At 62.1% G+C, this 19,561-nt stretch carries 18 protein-coding genes; 14 read left to right on the top strand and 4 right to left on the bottom strand.

Annotated features, from left to right (window positions below; translation table 11 throughout):
• Nucleotides 1-19 precede the first annotated feature (19 nt).
• Complete coding sequence (locus P3T17_RS36115; RefSeq protein ID WP_074262486.1) at nt 20-433, bottom strand: VOC family protein; 414 nt, start codon at nt 431-433, stop codon at nt 20-22.
• Nucleotides 434-538: 105 nt separating this feature from the next.
• A complete protein-coding gene (gene speE, locus P3T17_RS36110; protein WP_429286615.1) occupies nt 539-1,408 on the bottom strand; it encodes a polyamine aminopropyltransferase in 870 nt (289 codons plus the stop codon).
• Between the two features lie 287 nt (nt 1,409-1,695).
• Between speE and tkt the strand changes: the two genes are divergently transcribed.
• Together tkt and gap are read left to right on the top strand one after the other, a co-directional pair.
• Nucleotides 1,696-3,717 (top strand): transketolase, encoded by a 2,022-nt coding sequence (gene tkt, locus P3T17_RS36105; protein WP_429411725.1) that lies wholly within the window; start codon nt 1,696-1,698, stop codon nt 3,715-3,717.
• A 104-nt stretch (nt 3,718-3,821) separates the two neighbouring features.
• Nucleotides 3,822-4,832 carry a type I glyceraldehyde-3-phosphate dehydrogenase gene (gene gap, locus P3T17_RS36100; RefSeq protein ID WP_429411723.1) on the top strand — a complete coding sequence of 337 codons (1,011 nt, stop codon included), beginning with the start codon at nt 3,822-3,824 and terminating at the stop codon, nt 4,830-4,832.
• 123 nt (nt 4,833-4,955) lie between these two features.
• On the opposite strand, the gene P3T17_RS36095 is transcribed toward gap, so the two are convergent.
• Entirely contained in the window at nt 4,956-5,648 is a 693-nt protein-coding gene (locus tag P3T17_RS36095) for a FadR/GntR family transcriptional regulator (RefSeq protein ID WP_429411721.1), read from the bottom strand.
• A 227-nt stretch (nt 5,649-5,875) separates the two neighbouring features.
• Between P3T17_RS36095 and P3T17_RS36090 the strand changes: the two genes are divergently transcribed.
• The 3 genes from P3T17_RS36090 (at nt 5,876) to P3T17_RS36080 (ending at nt 8,890) form a co-directional block, all read left to right on the top strand.
• Complete coding sequence (locus tag P3T17_RS36090; protein WP_429411719.1) at nt 5,876-7,204, top strand: C4-dicarboxylate transporter DctA; 1,329 nt, start codon at nt 5,876-5,878, stop codon at nt 7,202-7,204.
• A gap of 126 nt (nt 7,205-7,330) precedes the next feature.
• Nucleotides 7,331-8,341 carry an allantoicase gene (gene alc / locus P3T17_RS36085; protein WP_429411717.1) on the top strand — a complete coding sequence of 337 codons (1,011 nt, stop codon included), beginning with the start codon at nt 7,331-7,333 and terminating at the stop codon, nt 8,339-8,341.
• Nucleotides 8,342-8,380: 39 nt separating this feature from the next.
• Entirely contained in the window at nt 8,381-8,890 is a 510-nt protein-coding gene (locus tag P3T17_RS36080; RefSeq protein WP_429411715.1) for an ureidoglycolate lyase, read from the top strand.
• Between the two features lie 133 nt (nt 8,891-9,023).
• On the opposite strand, the gene fur is transcribed toward P3T17_RS36080, so the two are convergent.
• Nucleotides 9,024-9,452, bottom strand: coding sequence for a ferric iron uptake transcriptional regulator (gene fur / locus P3T17_RS36075; RefSeq protein WP_074262478.1), 429 nt, complete (start codon nt 9,450-9,452; stop codon nt 9,024-9,026).
• Between the two features lie 162 nt (nt 9,453-9,614).
• On the opposite strand from fur, the gene bamE reads away from it, so the two are divergent.
• The 9 genes from bamE (at nt 9,615) to P3T17_RS36030 (ending at nt 19,116) form a co-directional block, all read left to right on the top strand.
• Nucleotides 9,615-10,424 carry an outer membrane protein assembly factor BamE gene (gene bamE, locus P3T17_RS36070; protein ID WP_074262477.1) on the top strand — a complete coding sequence of 270 codons (810 nt, stop codon included), beginning with the start codon at nt 9,615-9,617 and terminating at the stop codon, nt 10,422-10,424.
• A gap of 176 nt (nt 10,425-10,600) precedes the next feature.
• Nucleotides 10,601-11,398: a 4-hydroxy-tetrahydrodipicolinate reductase gene (dapB, locus tag P3T17_RS36065; protein ID WP_429286611.1), complete on the top strand. Its 798-nt coding sequence runs from the start codon at nt 10,601-10,603 to the stop codon at nt 11,396-11,398.
• A 64-nt stretch (nt 11,399-11,462) separates the two neighbouring features.
• Complete coding sequence (locus P3T17_RS36060) at nt 11,463-12,125, top strand: MotA/TolQ/ExbB proton channel family protein (protein ID WP_429411713.1); 663 nt, start codon at nt 11,463-11,465, stop codon at nt 12,123-12,125.
• Nucleotides 12,126-12,195: 70 nt separating this feature from the next.
• The gene (locus tag P3T17_RS36055; RefSeq protein ID WP_429411711.1) at nt 12,196-12,627 is read left to right on the top strand and encodes an ExbD/TolR family protein; all 432 of its coding nucleotides are present in this window, start codon (nt 12,196-12,198) and stop codon (nt 12,625-12,627) included.
• Nucleotides 12,628-12,769: 142 nt separating this feature from the next.
• Nucleotides 12,770-15,361, top strand: coding sequence for a leucine--tRNA ligase (gene leuS / locus P3T17_RS36050; protein ID WP_429411709.1), 2,592 nt, complete (start codon nt 12,770-12,772; stop codon nt 15,359-15,361).
• An 88-nt stretch (nt 15,362-15,449) separates the two neighbouring features.
• The gene (gene lptE, locus P3T17_RS36045) at nt 15,450-16,001 is read left to right on the top strand and encodes an LPS assembly lipoprotein LptE (protein WP_074262472.1); all 552 of its coding nucleotides are present in this window, start codon (nt 15,450-15,452) and stop codon (nt 15,999-16,001) included.
• A 48-nt stretch (nt 16,002-16,049) separates the two neighbouring features.
• Nucleotides 16,050-17,177 carry a DNA polymerase III subunit delta gene (gene holA / locus P3T17_RS36040; RefSeq protein WP_429411707.1) on the top strand — a complete coding sequence of 376 codons (1,128 nt, stop codon included), beginning with the start codon at nt 16,050-16,052 and terminating at the stop codon, nt 17,175-17,177.
• A gap of 139 nt (nt 17,178-17,316) precedes the next feature.
• The gene (locus tag P3T17_RS36035) at nt 17,317-18,639 is read left to right on the top strand and encodes a glutamate-5-semialdehyde dehydrogenase (RefSeq protein WP_302050856.1); all 1,323 of its coding nucleotides are present in this window, start codon (nt 17,317-17,319) and stop codon (nt 18,637-18,639) included.
• Nucleotides 18,640-18,699: 60 nt separating this feature from the next.
• Nucleotides 18,700-19,116 carry a CopD family protein gene (locus P3T17_RS36030; protein WP_074262469.1) on the top strand — a complete coding sequence of 139 codons (417 nt, stop codon included), beginning with the start codon at nt 18,700-18,702 and terminating at the stop codon, nt 19,114-19,116.
• Nucleotides 19,117-19,561: the final 445 nt, after the last annotated feature.

The following is a 19,561-nucleotide window of genomic DNA, read 5'->3' as shown; positions in this document are numbered from 1 at the left end:
CAGGAAAATACTCATTAGTTCACGAAAGGTGGCGAGCGAGCGCCCATCGGTAGCCGTCCAGGTCTTCGACCTGTGCAAAACGGTCACCCCAGAACTGATCTTGCGGCTCGCTCAACGATTTCGCGCCAGCCGCCAGCGCTCGCGCATAAACCGCGTCGACATCGTCGACATAAACATAGAACGATTGCGGTGCAATTGCGCCCGCGCTTTTGGGAGTCTTCGCTGTCGAGCCGAACGCGCCTTCCGGCGCGAACATCACAATCAGCTGGCCTTGATAGACCATTTCGACATGCATGACGATCCCGTCGTCCTGGACGCTGTCGCGTACCTCGAAGCCAAAGGCGGCTTCGAAGAATGCAATGGCGGCACGTGCATCCCGTACCGTCAGATAGGGGGTCAACCAGGGCACACCGGCTGGGCGGGAGGCGGTCATGGAGTTCTCCGGATCTAGCTAGGGTCAGCGGGGCACGAGCAGCAGAGCCAGGTGGCCGGCGCACGAGACCTCCGCGCCGACCAAACCGCACATTCTGCCGCTGCGTTACCTTACTGGCTTTAAGAATTGACTTAGTTTATCGCGCACTGCGCGAGATGCGGAGAAGAGTCCGGCATGGGCGTGCTCGTCGTACCAGCCGAGCCCGGAAATCTGCCGGGCGGCGAGGCGTCCGGCGAGTTCGGCCGGAGTCAGGGCGGCGGGATCGAGCGAATCGCTGGCGGTGGCCATCATCCAGAGCGAGCCGTGCAGCGGCACGTATGCGCCCATGGTGCGGACCACAGTGAAGGCTTCGTTCAGCCCGTCTAACAGCTTCGCAGCACGCGTGGCCTGGAAATACGGCGCGCCGAGATGCATCGACAAGGCTGCGTTCGGGTTCATCACGCGTTTGAGCTGTGCATAGAACGCCTGGGTGTACAGGACCGCGGCCGGAGAGTCGGGTGGAGTCAGGTCGAATACGACCAGGTCGAATCGTTCTTCGCAGGTCGCGACGAATTCGGCGGCGTCTCCTATTACCAGTTCCACACGCGGATCGTCGAACGCGCCGTCGTGGACCTGCGGCAGATACTCACGTGTGAGGCGCACGACTTCCGCGTCGAGTTCGGCTACCACGATTCGCGTAATGCTCGGATGCCGCAGCAGTTGCCGCGCCGCTCCACCGTCGCCACCGCCCAGCACCAAGGCCGCGCGCGGCGCCGGATGGGCCAGCGCGTTCGGATGCACCATGCATTCGTGATAGATGAACTCGTCGCCGACGGAAGTCATCGGGCGGCCGTCGAGCGTGAAAAGCCGCCCGAGTTGCGGCGTGTCCCAGACCTCGATCTGCTGATGAGGCGACGCGACACTCGCGAGGCGTCGCGAGTTGGGGAAGCCGTACAGGACGTAAGGGGTCGGCTGGAAAAGTAGCGGGACGCTCACGGTGAACGGGGCGCGGACGGGCGCGGCGAGTTGGCGATGCTCGGATTATAGAGTCGAAGATGGGGTGAACTGGCGTCCGGCCCCAATCTAAACCCGCCGTCCCATGCGGTTTGCAGCCGGAAAGGCCACAACCATCTGTTAGAATGTGACGCTTTGCAGCCTTGTCCGTTTGCTCTGCCCGTATCGCGTCTCCAGGCGCCGCACCGTGCGCCGTAGCAGACTGGCCGCCGAGCTTCCGGACCCGCCGCCCGCGCCCCGCTTTTTGGACTCGTTCTCCGGAACTCGACATGACGACCTCGTCTCCCGCCCCTACCTCCCTGATGGCCAATGCGATCCGCGCGCTGGCTATGGATGCAGTTCAGCAAGCGAACTCCGGTCACCCCGGCATGCCGATGGGCATGGCCGAGATCGGCGTTGCGCTGTGGTCGCGCCATCTGCGCCACAACCCCAAGAATCCGCAGTGGGCTGATCGCGACCGCTTCGTGCTGTCGAATGGTCACGGCTCGATGCTGCTGTATTCGCTGCTGCATCTGACCGGCTACGACCTGCCGATCGGTGAGCTGAAGAACTTCCGCCAGATGCATTCGAAGACGCCGGGCCACCCGGAATACGGCATGACGCCGGGCGTCGAAACGACCACCGGCCCGCTCGGCCAGGGTCTGGCCAATGCAGTTGGCATGGCGCTCGCCGAGTCGCTGCTCGCTACGGAATTCAACAAGCCGGACGCAAAGATCGTCGATCACCACACGTACGTGTTCGTCGGCGACGGTTGCCTGATGGAAGGCATCTCGCACGAAGCCTGCTCGCTCGCTGGCGTGTTGAAGCTGAACAAGCTGATCGCGTTCTACGACGACAACGGCATTTCGATCGACGGTGAAGTGGTGAACTGGTTCCACGACGACACGCCGAAGCGCTTCGAAGCGTACGGCTGGAACGTGGTGCCGAACGTGATCGGCCACGACGTCGAAGCGGTGGATGCGGCCATCAAGAAAGCCAAACTGTCGGACAAGCCCACGCTGATCTGCTGCAAGACGGTGATCGGCGAAGGCACACCGACCAAAGCCGGTAGCCACGATTCGCACGGCGCGCCGCTCGGCGAGAAGGAAATCGCGGGTGCGCGTGAAAAGCTCGGCTGGAAGTGGGCACCGTTCGAGATCCCGGCGGAAGTCTACGCAGCATGGGATGCGAAGGAAGCCGGCGCGCAAAACGAAGGCGAGTGGAACAAGGCGTTTGCCGCCTATCAGGCCAAGTATCCGCAGGAAGCGGCGGAATTCACGCGCCGTATGGCCAAGCAACTGCCGGCCGATTGGGCGCAGAAGGCTCAGGCCATCATCGCCGGTGCGAACGAGCGCGCGGAAACCATCGCCACGCGTAAGGCATCGCAGCAGACCATTGAAGGCCTGTCGACTGCTTTGCCTGAACTGCTTGGCGGCTCGGCCGACCTGACCGGCTCGAACCTCACCAACTGGAAGGCGGCCAAGCCGGTGCGCGTCAACGCGGAAGGCCGCGCAGCCGGTAACTACGTCAACTACGGCGTGCGCGAATTCGGCATGAGCGCCGCCATCAACGGCATCGCGGTGCACGGCGGCTTCAAGGCATTCGGCGGCACGTTCCTGACGTTCTCCGACTACAGCCGCAACGCGCTGCGCGTCGCCGCGCTGATGAAGGCGCCGTCGATCTTCGTGTTCACGCACGATTCGATCGGCCTCGGCGAAGACGGCCCGACCCACCAGTCCATCGAACACGTTGCGAGCCTGCGTCTGATTCCGCATCTGCAAGTCTGGCGTCCGGCCGACACCGTTGAAACGGCAGTGGCGTGGACCCAGGCGGTTGAGCACCACGGTCCGTCGGTGCTGATTTTTAGCCGTCAGAACCTGCTGTTCTCGGAACGCACGGATGCGCAGATCGCCAACGTCGCCAAGGGCGGCTATGTACTGCGCGACTGGAACGACGAGATCGTCGCGCGCAAGATCATCCTGATCGCCACCGGCTCGGAAGTCGAGCTGGCGCTGAATGCGGTTGAGCCGCTGGCGCGCGAAGGAATTGCAGCGCGCGTGGTGTCGATGCCGGCTACCACCGTGTTCGACCAGCAGGACGCCGAGTACCGCGAACGCGTGCTGCCTACGGGCGTGCGCCGTGTCGCGATCGAAGCGGGCGTGACGGATTTCTGGCGCAAGTACGTGGGTCTGGAAGGCGGCGTGGTCGGGATCGACACGTTCGGCGAATCGGCCCCGGCTGGCGTGCTGTTCAAGCATTTCGGCTTCACTGTCGAGAACGTCGTAGCGACGGCTAAAGCCGCACTCGGCTGATGAGTGTCCGGTTCTCGCCGCGTGGCGTGTATACGACGCCTGGCGGGAACCGGCCTGGCAGAGCCAAACATGGACGTATTTTTTCAGCCATCAGGAGATAGACCATGACGATTCGCGTCGCAATCAACGGCTACGGCCGGATCGGCCGCAACACGCTGCGCGCCTTCTATGAAAACGGCAAGAAGCACGACATCCAGATCGTCGCCATCAACGACCTGGGCGATGCCAACACCAACGCTCATCTGACGCAATACGACACGGCTCACGGCAAGTTCCCGGGCGAAGTGTCGGTGGACGGCGATTACCTCGTCGTCAACGGCGACCGTATCCGCGTGCTGGCTAACCGTAACCCGGCCGAACTGCCGTGGGGCGAGCTGAACGTCGACGTCGTGATGGAATGCACGGGCTTTTTCACGACCAAGGAAAAGGCCAGCGCGCACATCAAGGGTGGCGCGAAGAAGGTCATCATCTCGGCACCGGGCGGTAAGGATGTCGACGCAACGATCGTGTACGGCGTGAACCACAATGTGCTCAAGGCATCGGACACGGTCATCTCCAACGCATCGTGCACCACCAACTGCCTCGCGCCGCTGGTGAAGCCGCTGAACGACAAGATCGGTCTGGAAAACGGTCTGATGACCACGATCCACGCGTACACGAACGACCAGGTTCTGACTGACGTGTATCACGAAGACCTGCGCCGCGCGCGCTCGGCCACGCACAGCCAGATCCCCACGAAGACGGGTGCTGCATCGGCTGTCGGCCTCGTGCTGCCGGAACTGAACGGCAAGCTGGACGGCTACGCAATTCGCGTCCCGACCATCAACGTGTCGATCGTCGATCTGTCGTTCATCGCCAAGCGCGATACGACGGTGGATGAAGTCAATGCCATCATGAAGGAAGCGTCGGAAGGCGAACTGAAGGGCATCCTCGGCTACAACAAGGCGCCGCTGGTGTCGATCGACTTCAACCACAACCCGGCTTCGTCGACGTTCGACGCGACGCTGACCAAGGTGTCGGGCCGTCTGGTGAAGGTGTCGAGCTGGTACGACAACGAGTGGGGCTTCTCGAACCGCATGCTGGATACGGCTGTGGCGCTCGCGAACGCGAAGTAAGCTCGACCGCCGCTGCATTGCGCCTGATTGAATTCAGGCGCCGTAGATTAGAAAGCCGCTCTAAGGAGCGGCTTTTTTTATGTGCGTTTGGTTAAGCGGCCAACCCTTCTCTCTCGGGCGGGGCTATGCCTTCGGCACCGGGAAGAACACGCCCGCACGCTGCGCAGCATTGGTGATGTGCGTCTCAATCGCTTCACCGGCCGCGGCGGAATCGCGCGTCTTGAGCGCATCGAGAATCTCGCGGTGCTCGTGATAAGTGGAGAGCACCAGCTCGCGCTTGAAGAACGGCATGCGCTGGCTTTCTTTCATGATGTCCGAACTGCTGCGCAGGATCGACTCGATCGCGGCGTTGCCGGCAATGCTGACCATGCGCATATGAAAATCAAAATCCAGTTGCGCGGCTTCATCAAGTTCGTTGCTGGCGAGGGCGCCGTGCATCGCGTCGATGTTCTCCTCGAACCAGCCAAGGTCAGTGTCGCTGATCGCCAGCGCCGCCATGCGCGCAACGAAGCCTTCGAGCGCAAAGCGCATCTGATACGTATCCGGCAGGGAAGACTGCTCCGCGAAACGCCATGGATTCGCTGAGGACACCTGCGAACTCTCGACATATACGCCCTTGCCGGGACGGATCATCAACAGGCCGAGCGCCTCGAGCGTTGAGAGCGCCTCGCGCAGCGAAGCACGGCTGATGGCCAGTTCTTCGGAGAGCTGACGTTGTGCGGGCAACAAACTTCCCACCGGATACACGCCGCCCTCGATCCGTTCGCGGATGGTGGCAATGGCGGAGTCGGTGACGGTATGCGGGACGTTCTTCATGATCCTCGACGGAAGCGCGTGGTCTGACCGGCATTGTAATCCCGGGCTTCGACGCACGCATCGCGCAATTAATCTCCCGGCAAAATAGCCCGTAAGCAGGGCGAAGACAGGCGGGTAAACGCTATTTATTTCGACCTTGACGGGACTATATCGGCTTCCTACTATTCGCCATAAGAGTACTGGTCGGACCAGTATGAACAGATGAAATCCGTAACCGGGAGAAGGCCGTGTTGAAGTTTTTCAATTCGCTGTTTGGCCGGGTGGTGATCGCTCTCGTGGCGGGCATCGTGATCGGCGCGCTGTTTCCGCATTTCGCCCAGTCGTTGCGACCGCTCGGCGACGGCTTTCTCAAACTGATCAAGATGGTGATTGGTCCGATCGTGTTCTGCGTGGTGGTGAGCGGCATGGCGCATGCGGGCGATCTGAAGAAAGTGGGACGGGTGGGCCTGAAAGCGGTGGTCTACTTCGAGTTCATGACGACGATTGCTCTGGTGATCGGCGCGGTGCTGGCCTATGTCACGAAGCCCGGCGTCGGCATGAACATCAACCTGCATTCACTCGATGCGGCCTCGCTCAATACGTACACCGAACACACCAAAGATCTGAAGGACACCGCAGGATTTCTGCTGAAGATCATCCCCGATACCGCTTTCAACGCGTTCGCCACCGGCGACATCCTGCAGATTCTCGTGTTCTCGGTGCTGTTCGGTTCGGCTCTGTCGCTGCTCGGCGACAAGGCGCAGAAGGTGAGCGGCCTGATCGACGAACTGGCACAGGTGTTCTTTCGCGTGATGAGCTTCATCATCAAGCTGGCGCCGCTCGGCGTGCTTGGCGCGATTGCGTTTACGACGGGCACTTATGGTGTCGCTTCGCTCGAACAACTCGGATTGCTGGTGGTGGTGTTCTACGCGAGTTGTATCGTGTTCGTGGCCGTGGTGCTTGGCGTCGTGATGCGTCTGGCCGGCTTTAGCGTCTTCAAGCTGATCCGCTATCTGCGTGAGGAAATGTCGATCGTGCTCGGCACGGCCTCCTCCGATGCGGTGTTGCCGCAGGTGATGCGCAAGCTCGAATGGATGGGGGTAAAAGACTCGACGGTAGGCCTCGTGATCCCGACGGGCTACTCGTTCAATCTCGACGGCTTCTCGATCTATCTGACGCTCGCGGTGATCTTCATTGCGCAGGCCACCAACACGCCCCTGTCGCTTCACGATCTGATCGTGGTGGTGCTGGTGTCGCTGGTGACGTCGAAAGGGGCGCATGGTATCCCCGGTTCGGCAATCGTGATTCTGGCCGCGACGCTTTCTGCGATTCCTGCGATCCCGGTACTCGGTCTGGTGCTGATCCTGCCGGTGGACTGGTTCGTCGGCATTGCGCGTGCATTGACGAATCTGATCGGCAATTGTGTTGCCACGGTGGTCGTTGCCGTCTGGGAAAACGATATCGACAGAGCCCGCGCTCGAAGCGTATTGAACCGGGAAGCCGCGTTCCTCTATGTTCCCGCAGGCGAAGAAACGAATGTGCCGGGCGTCTCAGTCAATCCCGCGCACGCAACCTGATTCAAACGGCACCACCAACTACATCTCATCACTGGTCCGTCAGGCGCAACGCAGCGGTACGCCAATGCAGGCAACACACGCAGCCGCGCCAGCGGATTTTCACCCTCTTACCGTCAGACCGAGACCATGGCTACTCCGACCCTCGACCCGAACGCACCCGCTTTCACGCGCCGCTACATGAACCTGGCCGACTCGCGCCTGGGTGCGCAGGCGCTCTATGCAAGCGATGAATTCTTCGCGCCCAAAGAGCGCATGCTCGAACCGCAACCCGCGGTGTTCATTCCCGGCAAGTACGACGATCACGGCAAATGGATGGACGGCTGGGAGACCCGCCGCAAGCGCACCACCGGACACGACTATTGCGTGGTGCGGCTCGCGCGCCCAGGCGTCATTCATGGCGTGGACCTGGATACGAGCCACTTCACCGGCAACTTTCCGCCGGCGGCGTCACTGGAAGGTTGCCATGCAGAAAGCGACACGCCGCCCGACAACGCCGACTGGCAAGTCGTCGTGCCCGCGATGACGCTGCAGGGCAATCAGCACCACTACGTGGAAGTCAGCGACCCGCGCGCCTTCACGCACCTGCGTGTGAACCTTTACCCGGACGGCGGTCTCGCGCGTCTGCGTGTCTACGGACAGCCGAAGCGCGATTGGGATCGCGTCGAACGTGCCAGCCTGATCGATCTGGCGGCGATCGAAAACGGCGCCTATCTGGTCGCAGCGAACAACCAGCATTTCGGACCGGCTTCGCAGATGCTGATGCCAGGACGCGGGGTCAACATGGGCGACGGCTGGGAAACGCGCCGCCGCCGCGAGCCAGGCAACGATTGGGCGATCGTCGCGCTGGCGCGGCCCGGTGTGATTCGCAAGGTCGAAGTGGACACGGCGCATTTCAAGGGCAATTTCCCGGACCGCTGTTCGCTGCAGGCTGCGAGCGTGACAGGCGGCACGGACGAGTCGCTCGTCACCCAGGCCATGTTCTGGCCGGTGCTGATGGGCGAGCAGAAACTGCAGATGGACCACGTGCATCCGTTTGAGGCCGAACTGTCCAAGCTTGGCCCGGTCACCCATGTGCGCTTCAATATCTATCCGGACGGTGGTGTTTCCCGCCTGCGTCTGTGGGGTGAGTTGGCGTAAGCGAAGCACCCGGAGGAGCATGGCAACGGAGACACCGCAATGAAGATCCTGCAGATGGAGCGCCTGACGCGCGAAGCTTTCGCACCGTTTGGAGACGTGATCGAACTGGACGGCGCACGTCACTTTCCTATCAATGGCGGCACGACCGAGCGCTACCACGATCTTGCGCAGGTCGACGTGGGCGAGCAGGGCGGCCGCCCACTGATCAACCTGTTTCGCGCGCAACCGCGTGCGTTGCCGGTCGAGATCAACATGATGGAGCGCCACCCGCTCGGCAGTCAGGCTTTCCTCCCGCTTTCAGAGTTGAGCTACCTGATCGTCGTCGCGCCGGCTGGCGAGTTCGATCCGGCGCACATGCGCGGCTTCTGGACCGAGGGTTGGCAGGGCGTCAACTACGCAAAAGGGGTCTGGCACCACCCGCTGCTCGCGCTCGAGCGCGTCAGCGATTTCGTGGTGGTGGATCGAGGCGGCGATCAGCCCAATTGCGACGAGATTGCGCTGGCTGAGCCGTGGCATCTCGCGCGTGTTACCTACGCTTACGGCCTCTGAGCAGCTCGAACGCACCGTACGGTAGGCCCTGCGTACCCTGGACGCAAAAAAACCCGGCCGACTGACGACGACCGGGTTTCTCTTTATTACCTGCGCGGCTCGCGAACCATGAGGCTCGCGACGATAATGCCGCTCAATGCTTGCGATGCGGGCAGTTTTCCTTCGTGCAGGCGCCGTACAGCGCGAGCGCGTGCTCCTGCAGCTTGAAACCGCGCTCTTTGGCAATAGCCTGCTGGCGGCTCTCGATTTCCTGGTCGAAGAACTCCTCGACCAGTCCGCAGTCGATACACACCAGGTGATCGTGGTGGGTGCCTTCGTTGAGTTCGAACACGGCTTTGCCGGATTCGAAGTTGCTACGCGACAAAAGCCCCGCCTGCTCGAACTGAGTCAGCACGCGATAGACCGTAGCAAGCCCGATATCGAGCTCCTCGTGCAGCAGGTTGCGGTAGACGTCTTCCGCAGTCAGGTGGCGCACCGGGCTGTGCTGGAAAATCTCCAGAATCTTGAGGCGCGGTAGGGTCGCCTTGAGCCCGATATTTTTCAGATCGGTTGGATTGGTCATGACAAGGGATCCCTAGAGTACAATGCAGGGTTCTAATAGTAATGTGTTTACGCTGTTCAGGTCATCTTCGATGCAATGAAACTCGCGCGGTCCGCCACAGGCAGGGCCCGCACGGTGAGTGAAATGATTTCAAAATCTCTACTGATCTACCGGGGGAGCCGCATGCGGGGTACCTTGATTGCTGCAGCGACTGTCGCGGTTCTTGCCGGGTGCTCGACCTACGACAGCGTAACGCAGCGAATCGCGCAAAGCATCACGCCTTATCGGATTACCGTTGTGCAGGGCAATTTTGTCTCGGCTGAGGCAGCTGCGCAAATGAAGGTGGGTATGACACGGGACCAGGTGCGCCAGTTGCTCGGCACGCCGCTCCTGGCGGATATGTTCCACGCAGACCGTTGGGACTACGTGTTCTATTTCAAGCGTGGCAATACGAGCGTCGTGCAACAGCGTGACTTCGTCGTGAACTTCTCGGGCGATACGGTTGCGAACTGGTCGGGCGGTCAGGATCTGCCGTCCAACCTTGAATTGCTCGCCGAAATCGACGGCGACAAGCGCGGCAAGAAAGCGTTTGTGGCAGCAGAGGCTGCGGCAGCCAGCGGGGCGGTTGCCGCTTCGGGCGCCGCTGCGGCTACGCCGCCGGCAACGGCCGGCACGGTGTCTGCGCAGTCCATGGATCCGAACGCCGAAGCCGCGCAGGCGGCCAATCGTGCAACGGACGCCGTGCAGGCCCCGAGCGGCAAGATCACACCGTCGGTGCGGGCAGGTACGCCGACCGCGAACGGTGGTGTGGTCCCGCAAGGCGCTACGTCGCCTGGGGCGCCGCAGTTCCAGTTCACGCGTCCGGCGCCGCCTACCGTGCCGAGCGAGCAGCAGGACAACCCGGTGGGACCGGCTGGCTCGCAGAGCAACAACGGGCCGACCTACAACGCACCGCTGACGTCCGCTCCGGCGACCACGGGAACGGGTAGCTAAATACGCTGTCCCTGACAATGACGGGCCGCGTTTAGCGCGCGAGCCCGTCATTTGTGTTTGTTGCGCCTTGTGTTCTGTCCTGTAGGGCGCGCTTTCAGGTGCTCTGTGACGCGCCTTGCGCTTTGCGTTGTTTTTTACCCCGTCGTTTCTAACGTCATATTTCGCGCGTGACTGCCATGAACATTGCTATTGCCGGTGCCTCGGGCCGTATGGGCCGGATGCTGATCGAAACCGTCCTGAACGATTCTGGCGTCAAGCTTTCCGGCGCGCTCGTGCGGACCGGGTCGGCGCAACTTGGTCAGGATGCCGGTGCTTTCCTCGGCAAGCAAACTGGGATTCTGCTGAGCGACGATATCGAGCAGGTGTTCGCCCAGTCCGACGCCCTGATCGATTTCACGCGGCCGGCGGCCACGCTCGTGCATCTCGAAGCGGCGCAGCGCCACAACGTCAAGATGGTGATCGGCACCACGGGTTTCGAAAGCGAGCAGAAGGCGCAACTGCGCGCGGCGGCTGAAAAGATCGGCATCGTCTTCGCCGCCAACATGAGCGTAGGTGTCAATGTCACGCTGAAGCTGCTCGAATACGCGGCGCGGCACTTCGCGACCGGGTACGACATCGAGATCATCGAGGCGCATCACCGCCACAAGGTCGACGCGCCGTCCGGTACCGCGCTGGCGATGGGCGAAGTGATCGCCGGCGCGCTCGGCCGCAATCTCGACGACTGCGCGGTCTATGGCCGCGAGGGCATCACCGGCGAGCGTGACCCGTCCACCATCGGTTTCGCGGCGATCCGCGGCGGCGATATCGTCGGCGATCACACCGTGCTGTTCGCCGGTACCGGCGAACGCGTCGAGATTACGCACAAATCGGCGAGCCGCTTGTCTTATGCACAGGGCGCGCTACGCGCGGCGCGTTTCCTCGAAGGCCACGCAAGCGGCCTGTACGACATGCAGGACGTACTCGGCCTGCGCTGAGCGCACGTATGCTCGGCGTGCGCCCCGTATCCCATCTGCGCACACTTTCCGACGGCGAGGTCCAATGGCAGGCACCGGCATTCTTCACTACCTGCAATCCAGCGACACGATCACCCATGCGGTAGCCTATGTGCTGCTAGCGATGTCGGTGGCGAGCTGGTGTTTTCTGATCGTCAAAAGCTGGGTTCTGAGCCGCGCGAAGCGTCAGGCGTCGCGCGCGATAACCGAGTTCTGGCAGGCGTCGACCTTAACCGACGGTATCGCGGCGCTGCGGCGTGTCGATAGCGAACGGGTCTTCACGCCGCTCGCCGAAGCCGCGTTGCATGCCTCGGAGGTGGATATCCCCGGCGCGTTGCTCGCACGCGTCGAGCGCAGCGAGCGGGTCTTGCGGGCACTGCGTCAGGCGCTTACCACCTCGCAACGGCGGCTGGAGTTCGGTCAGGTGCTATTGGCATCGGTGGGTAGCACGGCGCCGTTCGTCGGCTTGCTCGGCACCGTGTGGGGCATCTATCACGCGCTCGGCAGTATTGCCGCGAGCGGGCAGGCGATGATCGAAAACGTTGCCGGGCCGGTCGGCGAGGCGCTGATCATGACGGCCTTCGGCCTCGTGGTGGCGATTCCCGCGGTGCTTGCCTACAACGTGCTCGGCCGCATGGTGCGGCAACTGTCCGAGGAACTGGACGGCTTCGCGCACGATCTGCACGCCTATGTCTGCGCGCCCGCTTGAGCGGCGCCGCCGCTCGCATCAGGTGAAACCAGCTTAGCCCAGTTCAGCTTTAGTCAGGCAGGAGGTCGACATGGCATTCGGCGGACTCGAAAAACGGCAGACCGCAGCGCCGATGGCAGAGATCAACATGACGCCGTTGATCGACGTGATGCTGGTGCTGCTCGTGATTTTTATCATTACCGCGCCTTTATTCACACACGCGATCCGGCTTGACCTGCCGAAAGTCGCCGCCGCGCCGGCCCGTCAGACGCCGCAGACGATCTCGCTGTCCATCGACGCGGCGGGCAAGATCTACTGGAACGGCAATGCCCTGACGCTCGACCAGATGCGCGCGCGCTTTGTGGAAGCGGGCAAGCAGCAGGAACAGCCGGAGATCCAGCTGCGCGCCGAGCGTTCGACGCGCTACGAGGTCATCGCCCAGGTGATGGGCGCGGCGCAGCAGGCGGGACTACAGCGGCTAGGCTTTGTGACGGACCCGCCGCCGCCCGTAGTGAGCCATTAGCCATGCCGCGCGGCGCGCGGCAGACCCCTCGGCGAACGGTATAATCAGCGTTTTCCCCTGCACAAGGGGAAACGACGCCATTTCATCTAGCAGAGCACCAGGCCCGGTGCGAAAGCACCGAACCTAGCGATCCCATCACACCATGCACGAAAAATACGTTCCCTCCGACGTCGAAGCCGCCGCGCAAGGGCAATGGCGCGCCAGCGACGCCTATAAGACAACGGAAATCACCGACAAGCCCAAGTTTTATTGCGTCTCGATGCTGCCGTACCCGTCGGGCAAGCTGCACATGGGCCACGTGCGCAACTATACGATCAACGACGTGATGTACCGCTATCTGCGGATGAACGGCAACAACGTGCTGATGCCGATGGGTTGGGACGCGTTCGGTATGCCGGCGGAAAACGCCGCGATCGCCAACAACGTGCCGCCGGCCAAGTGGACGTACGACAACATCGCGTACATGAAGAAGCAGATGCAGGCGATGGGCCTCGCCATCGACTGGTCGCGCGAAGTCGCCACCTGCAGCCCCGATTACTACAAGTGGAACCAGTGGCTGTTCCTGAAGATGCTCGAAAAGGGCATTGCGTACAAGAAGACCGGCACGGTGAACTGGGACCCGGTCGACCAGACCGTGCTCGCCAACGAGCAGGTGATCGACGGGCGCGGCTGGCGCTCCGGCGCTCTGGTCGAAAAGCGCGAGATCCCGATGTACTACATGCGGATCACGCAGTACGCCGACGAACTGCTGAACGACCTCGAAGGCCTCGGCTGGCCCGAGCGTGTGAAGGTCATGCAGCAGAACTGGATCGGCAAGAGCTTCGGCGTGAACTTCGGCTTCCCGTACGAGATCGACGGCGAGCAGAAAGTGCTGCGCGTCTTCACCACGCGCGCCGATACGATCATGGGCGTGACCTTCTGTGCAGTCGCGGCCGAGCATCCGCTCGCCACGCGTCTGGCGCGAGACAAGCCGGAACTGCAGGCGTTCATCGAAGAATGCAAGCGCGGCGGTGTCGCCGAGGCCGACGTTGCAACGATGGAAAAGAAGGGCATGGCCACCGGTTTCTACGTCACGCATCCGCTGACGCAGGAACAGGTCGAGGTGTGGATCGGCAACTACGTGCTGATGAGCTACGGCGAGGGCGCCGTGATGGGCGTGCCGTCGCACGACGAGCGCGATTTCGCTTTCGCGAAGAAGTACGGTCTGCTGATCAGACAGGTGGTGGCGCTCGAAGGCAAGGAATACTCGACCGACGCCTGGCAGGAATGGTATGGCGACAAGGACGGTACGCTGATCAACAGCGGCAAGTACGACGGCATGACCTACACGCAAGCCGTGGATGCGATCGCAGGCGACCTGAAGGATCTGGGCCTCGGCGACAAGCAGGTCACCTACCGTCTGCGCGACTGGGGTGTCTCGCGTCAGCGCTACTGGGGCACGCCGATTCCGATCATCCATTGCCCGACCTGCGGCGACGTGCCGGTGCCGGAGAAGGATCTGCCGGTCGTGCTGCCTGAGGATCTCGTGCCGGACGGCACGGGCAACCCGCTTGCCAAATCCGAAGCGTTCGTGAACTGCACGTGTCCGACGTGTGGCGGCGCCGCGAAGCGCGAAACCGATACGATGGACACCTTCGTCGATTCGTCGTGGTACTTCTATCGCTATGCGTCGCCGGATGCGAAGACCATGGTCGACCAGCGCACCGATTACTGGGCGCCGATGGATCAGTACATCGGCGGCATCGAGCACGCGATCCTGCACTTGCTGTACTCGCGTTTCTGGGCGAAGGTGATGCGCGACATGGGCCTGGTGAATTTCGGCGAGCCGGCCAAGAACCTGCTCACGCAGGGCATGGTGCTCAACGAAACCTTCTACCGCGAAAGTGAAGCGGGCAAGAAGACCTGGTACAACCCGGCCGACGTCACCGTAACCCACGACGAAAAGGGCCGTCCGGTCGGCGCCGTGCTGAACTCGGACGGCGAGGCTGTGGTGCTTGGCGGCATCGAGAAAATGTCGAAGTCGAAGAATAACGGCGTCGATCCGCAGGTGCTGATCGACGAGTACGGTGCCGACACGGCGCGTCTGTTCGTGATGTTCGCCTCTCCGCCCGAGCAGCAGCTTGAATGGTCGGGTTCCGGTGTGGAAGGTGCGAGCCGCTTCCTGCGCCGCGTTTGGGGCTTTGGCCACGCGAACGAAGCGGCCTTGCGCAAACAGGCTTCGTTCGACGCCGCCCAACTCGGCGAAACGGACAAGGTACTGCGCCGCGAGATCTACAGCGTGCTGAAGCAGGCCGATTTCGATTACCAGCGTTTGCAGTACAACACGGTGGTGTCGGCGGCCATGAAGATGCTCAACGCGCTCGACAGCGCCAAGGGCGCTCACCCCGCCGTGCTGCGCGAATGCTATGGCGTGCTGCTGCGCGTGCTGTACCCGGTTGTGCCGCATGCGACCTATCAGCTGTGGCAGGAACTCGGCTATGCCGACGAATTTGGTACGCTGCTGGACGCGCCCTGGCCGAAGATCGACGAGAAGGCGCTGGAGCAGGCCGAGATCGAACTCGTGCTGCAGGTGAACGGCAAGGTGCGCGGTGCGGTCACGGTCGCGAAGGACGCCCCGCGCGACGCGATCGAGCAGGCCGCGCTCGCGCACGAGATGTTCGCCAAGTTCAGCGAAGGCAATGCGCCGAAGAAAATCATCGTCGTGCCGGGCCGCCTGGTGAACATCGTCGTTTGACGCCGAAGCTGGCAATAAGCAGGGCGGCGCCACGAGCCGTGGCGCCACCCGAGTGTGGTACAGCATTTACTGCGAACCAGGAGCCAATGTGACTCGCAGATCGTTTTTGACGCTGGCGTGTGGGGTAATGGTGTTGTCCGCGTGCGGCTTTCAGCTACGCGGTCAGCAGGACTATCCGTTTAAGCGCCTCGCTGTTGCGGGCGCGCCGGCCCCGTTCCTGGGCCGTTTGACTCGAATGGTTCAAGGCGGCAGCGACACGGTGATCGTCAAAGCGGTGTCGAACGCGGATGCCGTTCTGCATGTTTCCGAGGTTCGTGGCAACAGCGTGCTGACGATGAATTCTCTCGGCGTCGTCGAAGAATATGAAGTCACCTACACGTTGCTCTACTCGCTCAACGGCACGGACGGAACGGTACTGATTCCGCAAAGCGCGATCGAGCTGAACCGCGCCATGACTTACAGCGATGAGTTCACGCAGGCGAAAATGGCCGAAGCGGATCTCCTGTACGCGGATATGCAAAGTGACGCCGTCGATCAGTTGATCCGCCGTCTGGGTGTCGTGCATTCGCTGCATCCGGCGCCGGGCCAAGGCGCGCCTGCCGTTGCGCCGCGCGTGCCGTTGCCGCCGCCGCCGCTTTGAGCGGCGCCTTGCACGGACGTGTTTTGCCAATCCTGTTGATCCGTAGCCATGCAACTGCGACTTGACGCGCTCGAAGCGCACCTCGCGAAGGGACTCGCCGACCTGTACGTCGTGTACGGCGACGAGCACCTGCTCGCGCAGGAAGCGGGCGACCGGATCCGCGCGACCGCGCGTTCGGCCGGCTATACCGATCGCTCGGTGTTCACGGTGGAGCGTGGCTTCGACTGGAGTTCGCTGCTGGGTGCGAGCCAGTCGATGTCGCTGTTCGGCGACAAGCAGCTGGTCGAGCTGCGGATTCCGTCGGGCAAGCCGGGCAAGGAAGGTGCGGATGCGTTGAAGTCGCTCGCAGACGCGGTGAATTCCGACGTCCTGACGATGATCACGCTGCCTCGTCTCGATGCGGCAACGCAGAAGTCCGGCTGGTTTACTGCGTTGGCCGAGGCGGGTGTGGCGCTGAAGATCGATCCGGTGGAGCGGGCGCAGTTGCCCAACTGGGTCGGCCAGCGGTTGTCGCAGCAGGGGCAGCGTGTGGCTGCCGGCGAGGAAGGGCGGCGCGCCTTGCAGTTTATTGCGGAGCGCGTGGAAGGCAATCTGCTTGCTGCGCATCAGGAAATTCAGAAGCTCGGATTGCTCTATCCGGCCGGGGCGTTGAGTCTCGAGCAGGTGCAGGACGCTGTGTTGAACGTCGCGCGCTATGACGTCTTCAAGCTGAACGAGGCGATGCTGGCGGGCGACGTGGGACGGCTTGCCCGCATGCTCGACGGCTTGCGCGGCGAAGGCGAGGCGGCGGTGCTGGTGCTGTGGGCCGTTGTCGAGGAAGTGCGGACACTTTTGCGCATCAAACGCGGCGTGGCGGCGGGCAAGCCGCTTGCGATGCTGGTGCGCGAAAACCGCGTGTGGGGGCCGCGTGAGCGGCTGATCGGCCCGGCTTTGTCGCGCGTAACCGAAGCGGCGCTGGAGAAGGCGCTCGCGCTCGCGGCGAAGCTCGATCGCCAGGTCAAGGGGCTGTCCGGCGGCACGCCTGGCAATCATCGCAATGACCCACCGCCTGACCCATGGGATGGGCTGTTCGAACTGGCGATGACAGTCGCTGCGCCGGCGAAGGCGACGGCTGCACCAATCGGGTCGCCTGGCAGGCCACGACCGCCAGCCACGCCAGCGCGCAGGCCGGTCTGAACAGAGCGCACGCCTGCAGGCTGCGTTTTGACGCTGGTTTGACTGTCAGCGCGCAGCCACCACTCTGATCGGCGCCGCTGGCTACGCATTCGGCAAGCCTCTGCAACCAGACTTACAATCGTTTGATCTTTCGCCAATACTGCCTGTCCACCGCGTACCGAAGACGCGGACGGACATCACGAGAATCACCATGAATATCGACCAGTACATGACCGACCTCGGCCGCCGCGCCCGGCACGCTTCGCGTGCGATGGCGCGGGCGTCGACGGCAGCGAAAAACACCGCGCTCGAGGCAGTGGCCCGCGCGATCGAACGTGAGTCGGCGCAGCTGAAAGAGGCCAATGCACGCGACGTTGCACGCGCACGCGAGAAAGGGCACGACGCTGCGTTTATCGACCGTCTCACCTTGTCGGACAAGGCGCTGAAGACGATGGTCGAAGGCCTGCGCCAGGTCGCGGCGCTACCGGATCAGATCGGTGAGATCAGCAACCTCAAATACCGTCCGAGCGGCATCCAGGTCGGGCAGATGCGCGTGCCGCTAGGCGTGATCGGCATCATCTACGAATCGCGGCCGAATGTGACGATCGACGCCGCCGCGTTGTGTCTGAAGTCAGGCAACGCAACGATTCTGCGCGGTGGTTCGGAAGCGCTCGAATGCAATACCGCGCTGGCGAAGCTGATTGGCGAAGGCCTCGAGATGGCCGGTCTGCCGCAGGATGCCGTGCAGGTGGTGGCGACTTCGGATCGCGCTGCCGTGGGTGCGCTGATCACGATGACGGAATACGTCGACGTGATCGTGCCGCGCGGCGGCAAGAGCCTGATCGCACGTCTGATGGAAGAAGCGCGCGTGCCGATGATCAAGCACCTCGACGGAATCTGCCACGTGTACGTCGACGACCGTGCGGACATCACCAAGGCAATGACCGTGTGCGACAACGCGAAGACGCACCGCTACGGCACCTGCAACACGATGGAAACGCTGCTGGTGGCGCGTGGCATTGCGCATGAAGTGCTACCGCAGCTTGGGCGCCTGTATCGCGTCAAGGAAGTCGAACTGCGCGTCGATCCGGCAGCGCGCGAGGTACTCGAAGCGGCGGGCGTCGGCCCGCTCGTCGATGCAACCGAGGAAGACTGGAGCACCGAATATCTCGCACCGGTGCTGGCGATCAAGGTGGTCGACGACCTCGATGCGGCGATCGAGCACATCAACACCTACAGTTCCGCGCACACCGATGCGATCGTCACCGAAGACCACGACCGCGCGATGCGTTTCTTGCGCGAAGTGGATTCGGCGAGCGTGATGGTCAACGCATCGACGCGCTTTGCCGATGGCTTCGAATTTGGCCTTGGCGCAGAAATCGGCATTTCGAACGACAAGCTGCACGCGCGCGGGCCGGTGGGACTGGAAGGGCTGACGTCGCTGAAGTACGTTGTGCTCGGGCACGGCGAAGGCCGTCAGTAACCCTCGACGCGCTGATGGGCGCGCGATCAACAACGCCAACTCGACGCACGAGGACCGCCAATGCTTCTGGTAAAAACGTTTCACATCGTTCTGATTGCTTCCTGGTTTGCCGGCCTGTTCTACTTGCCGCGCATCTTCGTCAATCTGGCGATGGAAACGGAACCGGCCGCCACGGCACGCCTGCTGATCATGGCGAGGAAGCTTTATCGCTTTATGAGCTTCATTGCAGTTCCCGCGCTCGCCTGTGGGCTGTGGCTGTGGCTGGTGGTCGGCATTGGGCGTGGGCAGGGCTGGATGCACGCGAAGCTCACCGTCGTCGTGCTGCTGATCGTCTATCACTTCTATTGCGGACGTTTGCTGGCGACGTTCGAACGGGGTGAGAACCGTCGTACGCATAAGTGGTATCGGATGTTCAATGAACTGCCCGTGCTGGGGATGCTGGCGGCGGTGGCGTTGGTGGTTTTAAAGCCGTTTTAAAAATAATCGAAATTCTTCTAAAGAACCGATGCGGTAAATCTTCATCAATTGCGGCAACCCGGTATCAATTGATAAATGCCGGGTTAAAGCGTCCTTTTGGCGTCTTGAGATCCGTTCGGATGCTATCCATCGATACGCACTTCTAATATTCAGCCTGTGACGATACGGTCTCCCGTCTCCAACGCGGAGGCAAGGATTTGGCCACCCTGTGTCACGTTCTATGCGATTTAAATAAGAGTTATGCAATCGACATAACTTGCTGCGTCTATTTAACGGATTTAAGACTGATCCGATGTCGACCGGATACTCAGATCAATAACGTAGATTTCCTGGTCTGGACCTCAATTCTGTTTTGCCACTCGACATACTGCTCTCGTCTCCTTTGACCGTGAGCGGCGACTGTTGAACGAGTTGACCCCGGCCAGCGCGTCGCGTGTTCGCTGCA

The sequence above is a fragment of the Paraburkholderia sp. GAS82 genome, assembly GCF_050436285.1.
GTDB classification, from domain to species: domain Bacteria; phylum Pseudomonadota; class Gammaproteobacteria; order Burkholderiales; family Burkholderiaceae; genus Paraburkholderia; species Paraburkholderia phenazinium_B.
Note: the sequence above shows the minus strand (reverse complement) of the source record. Positions and strands in the feature narration are given on the sequence as shown.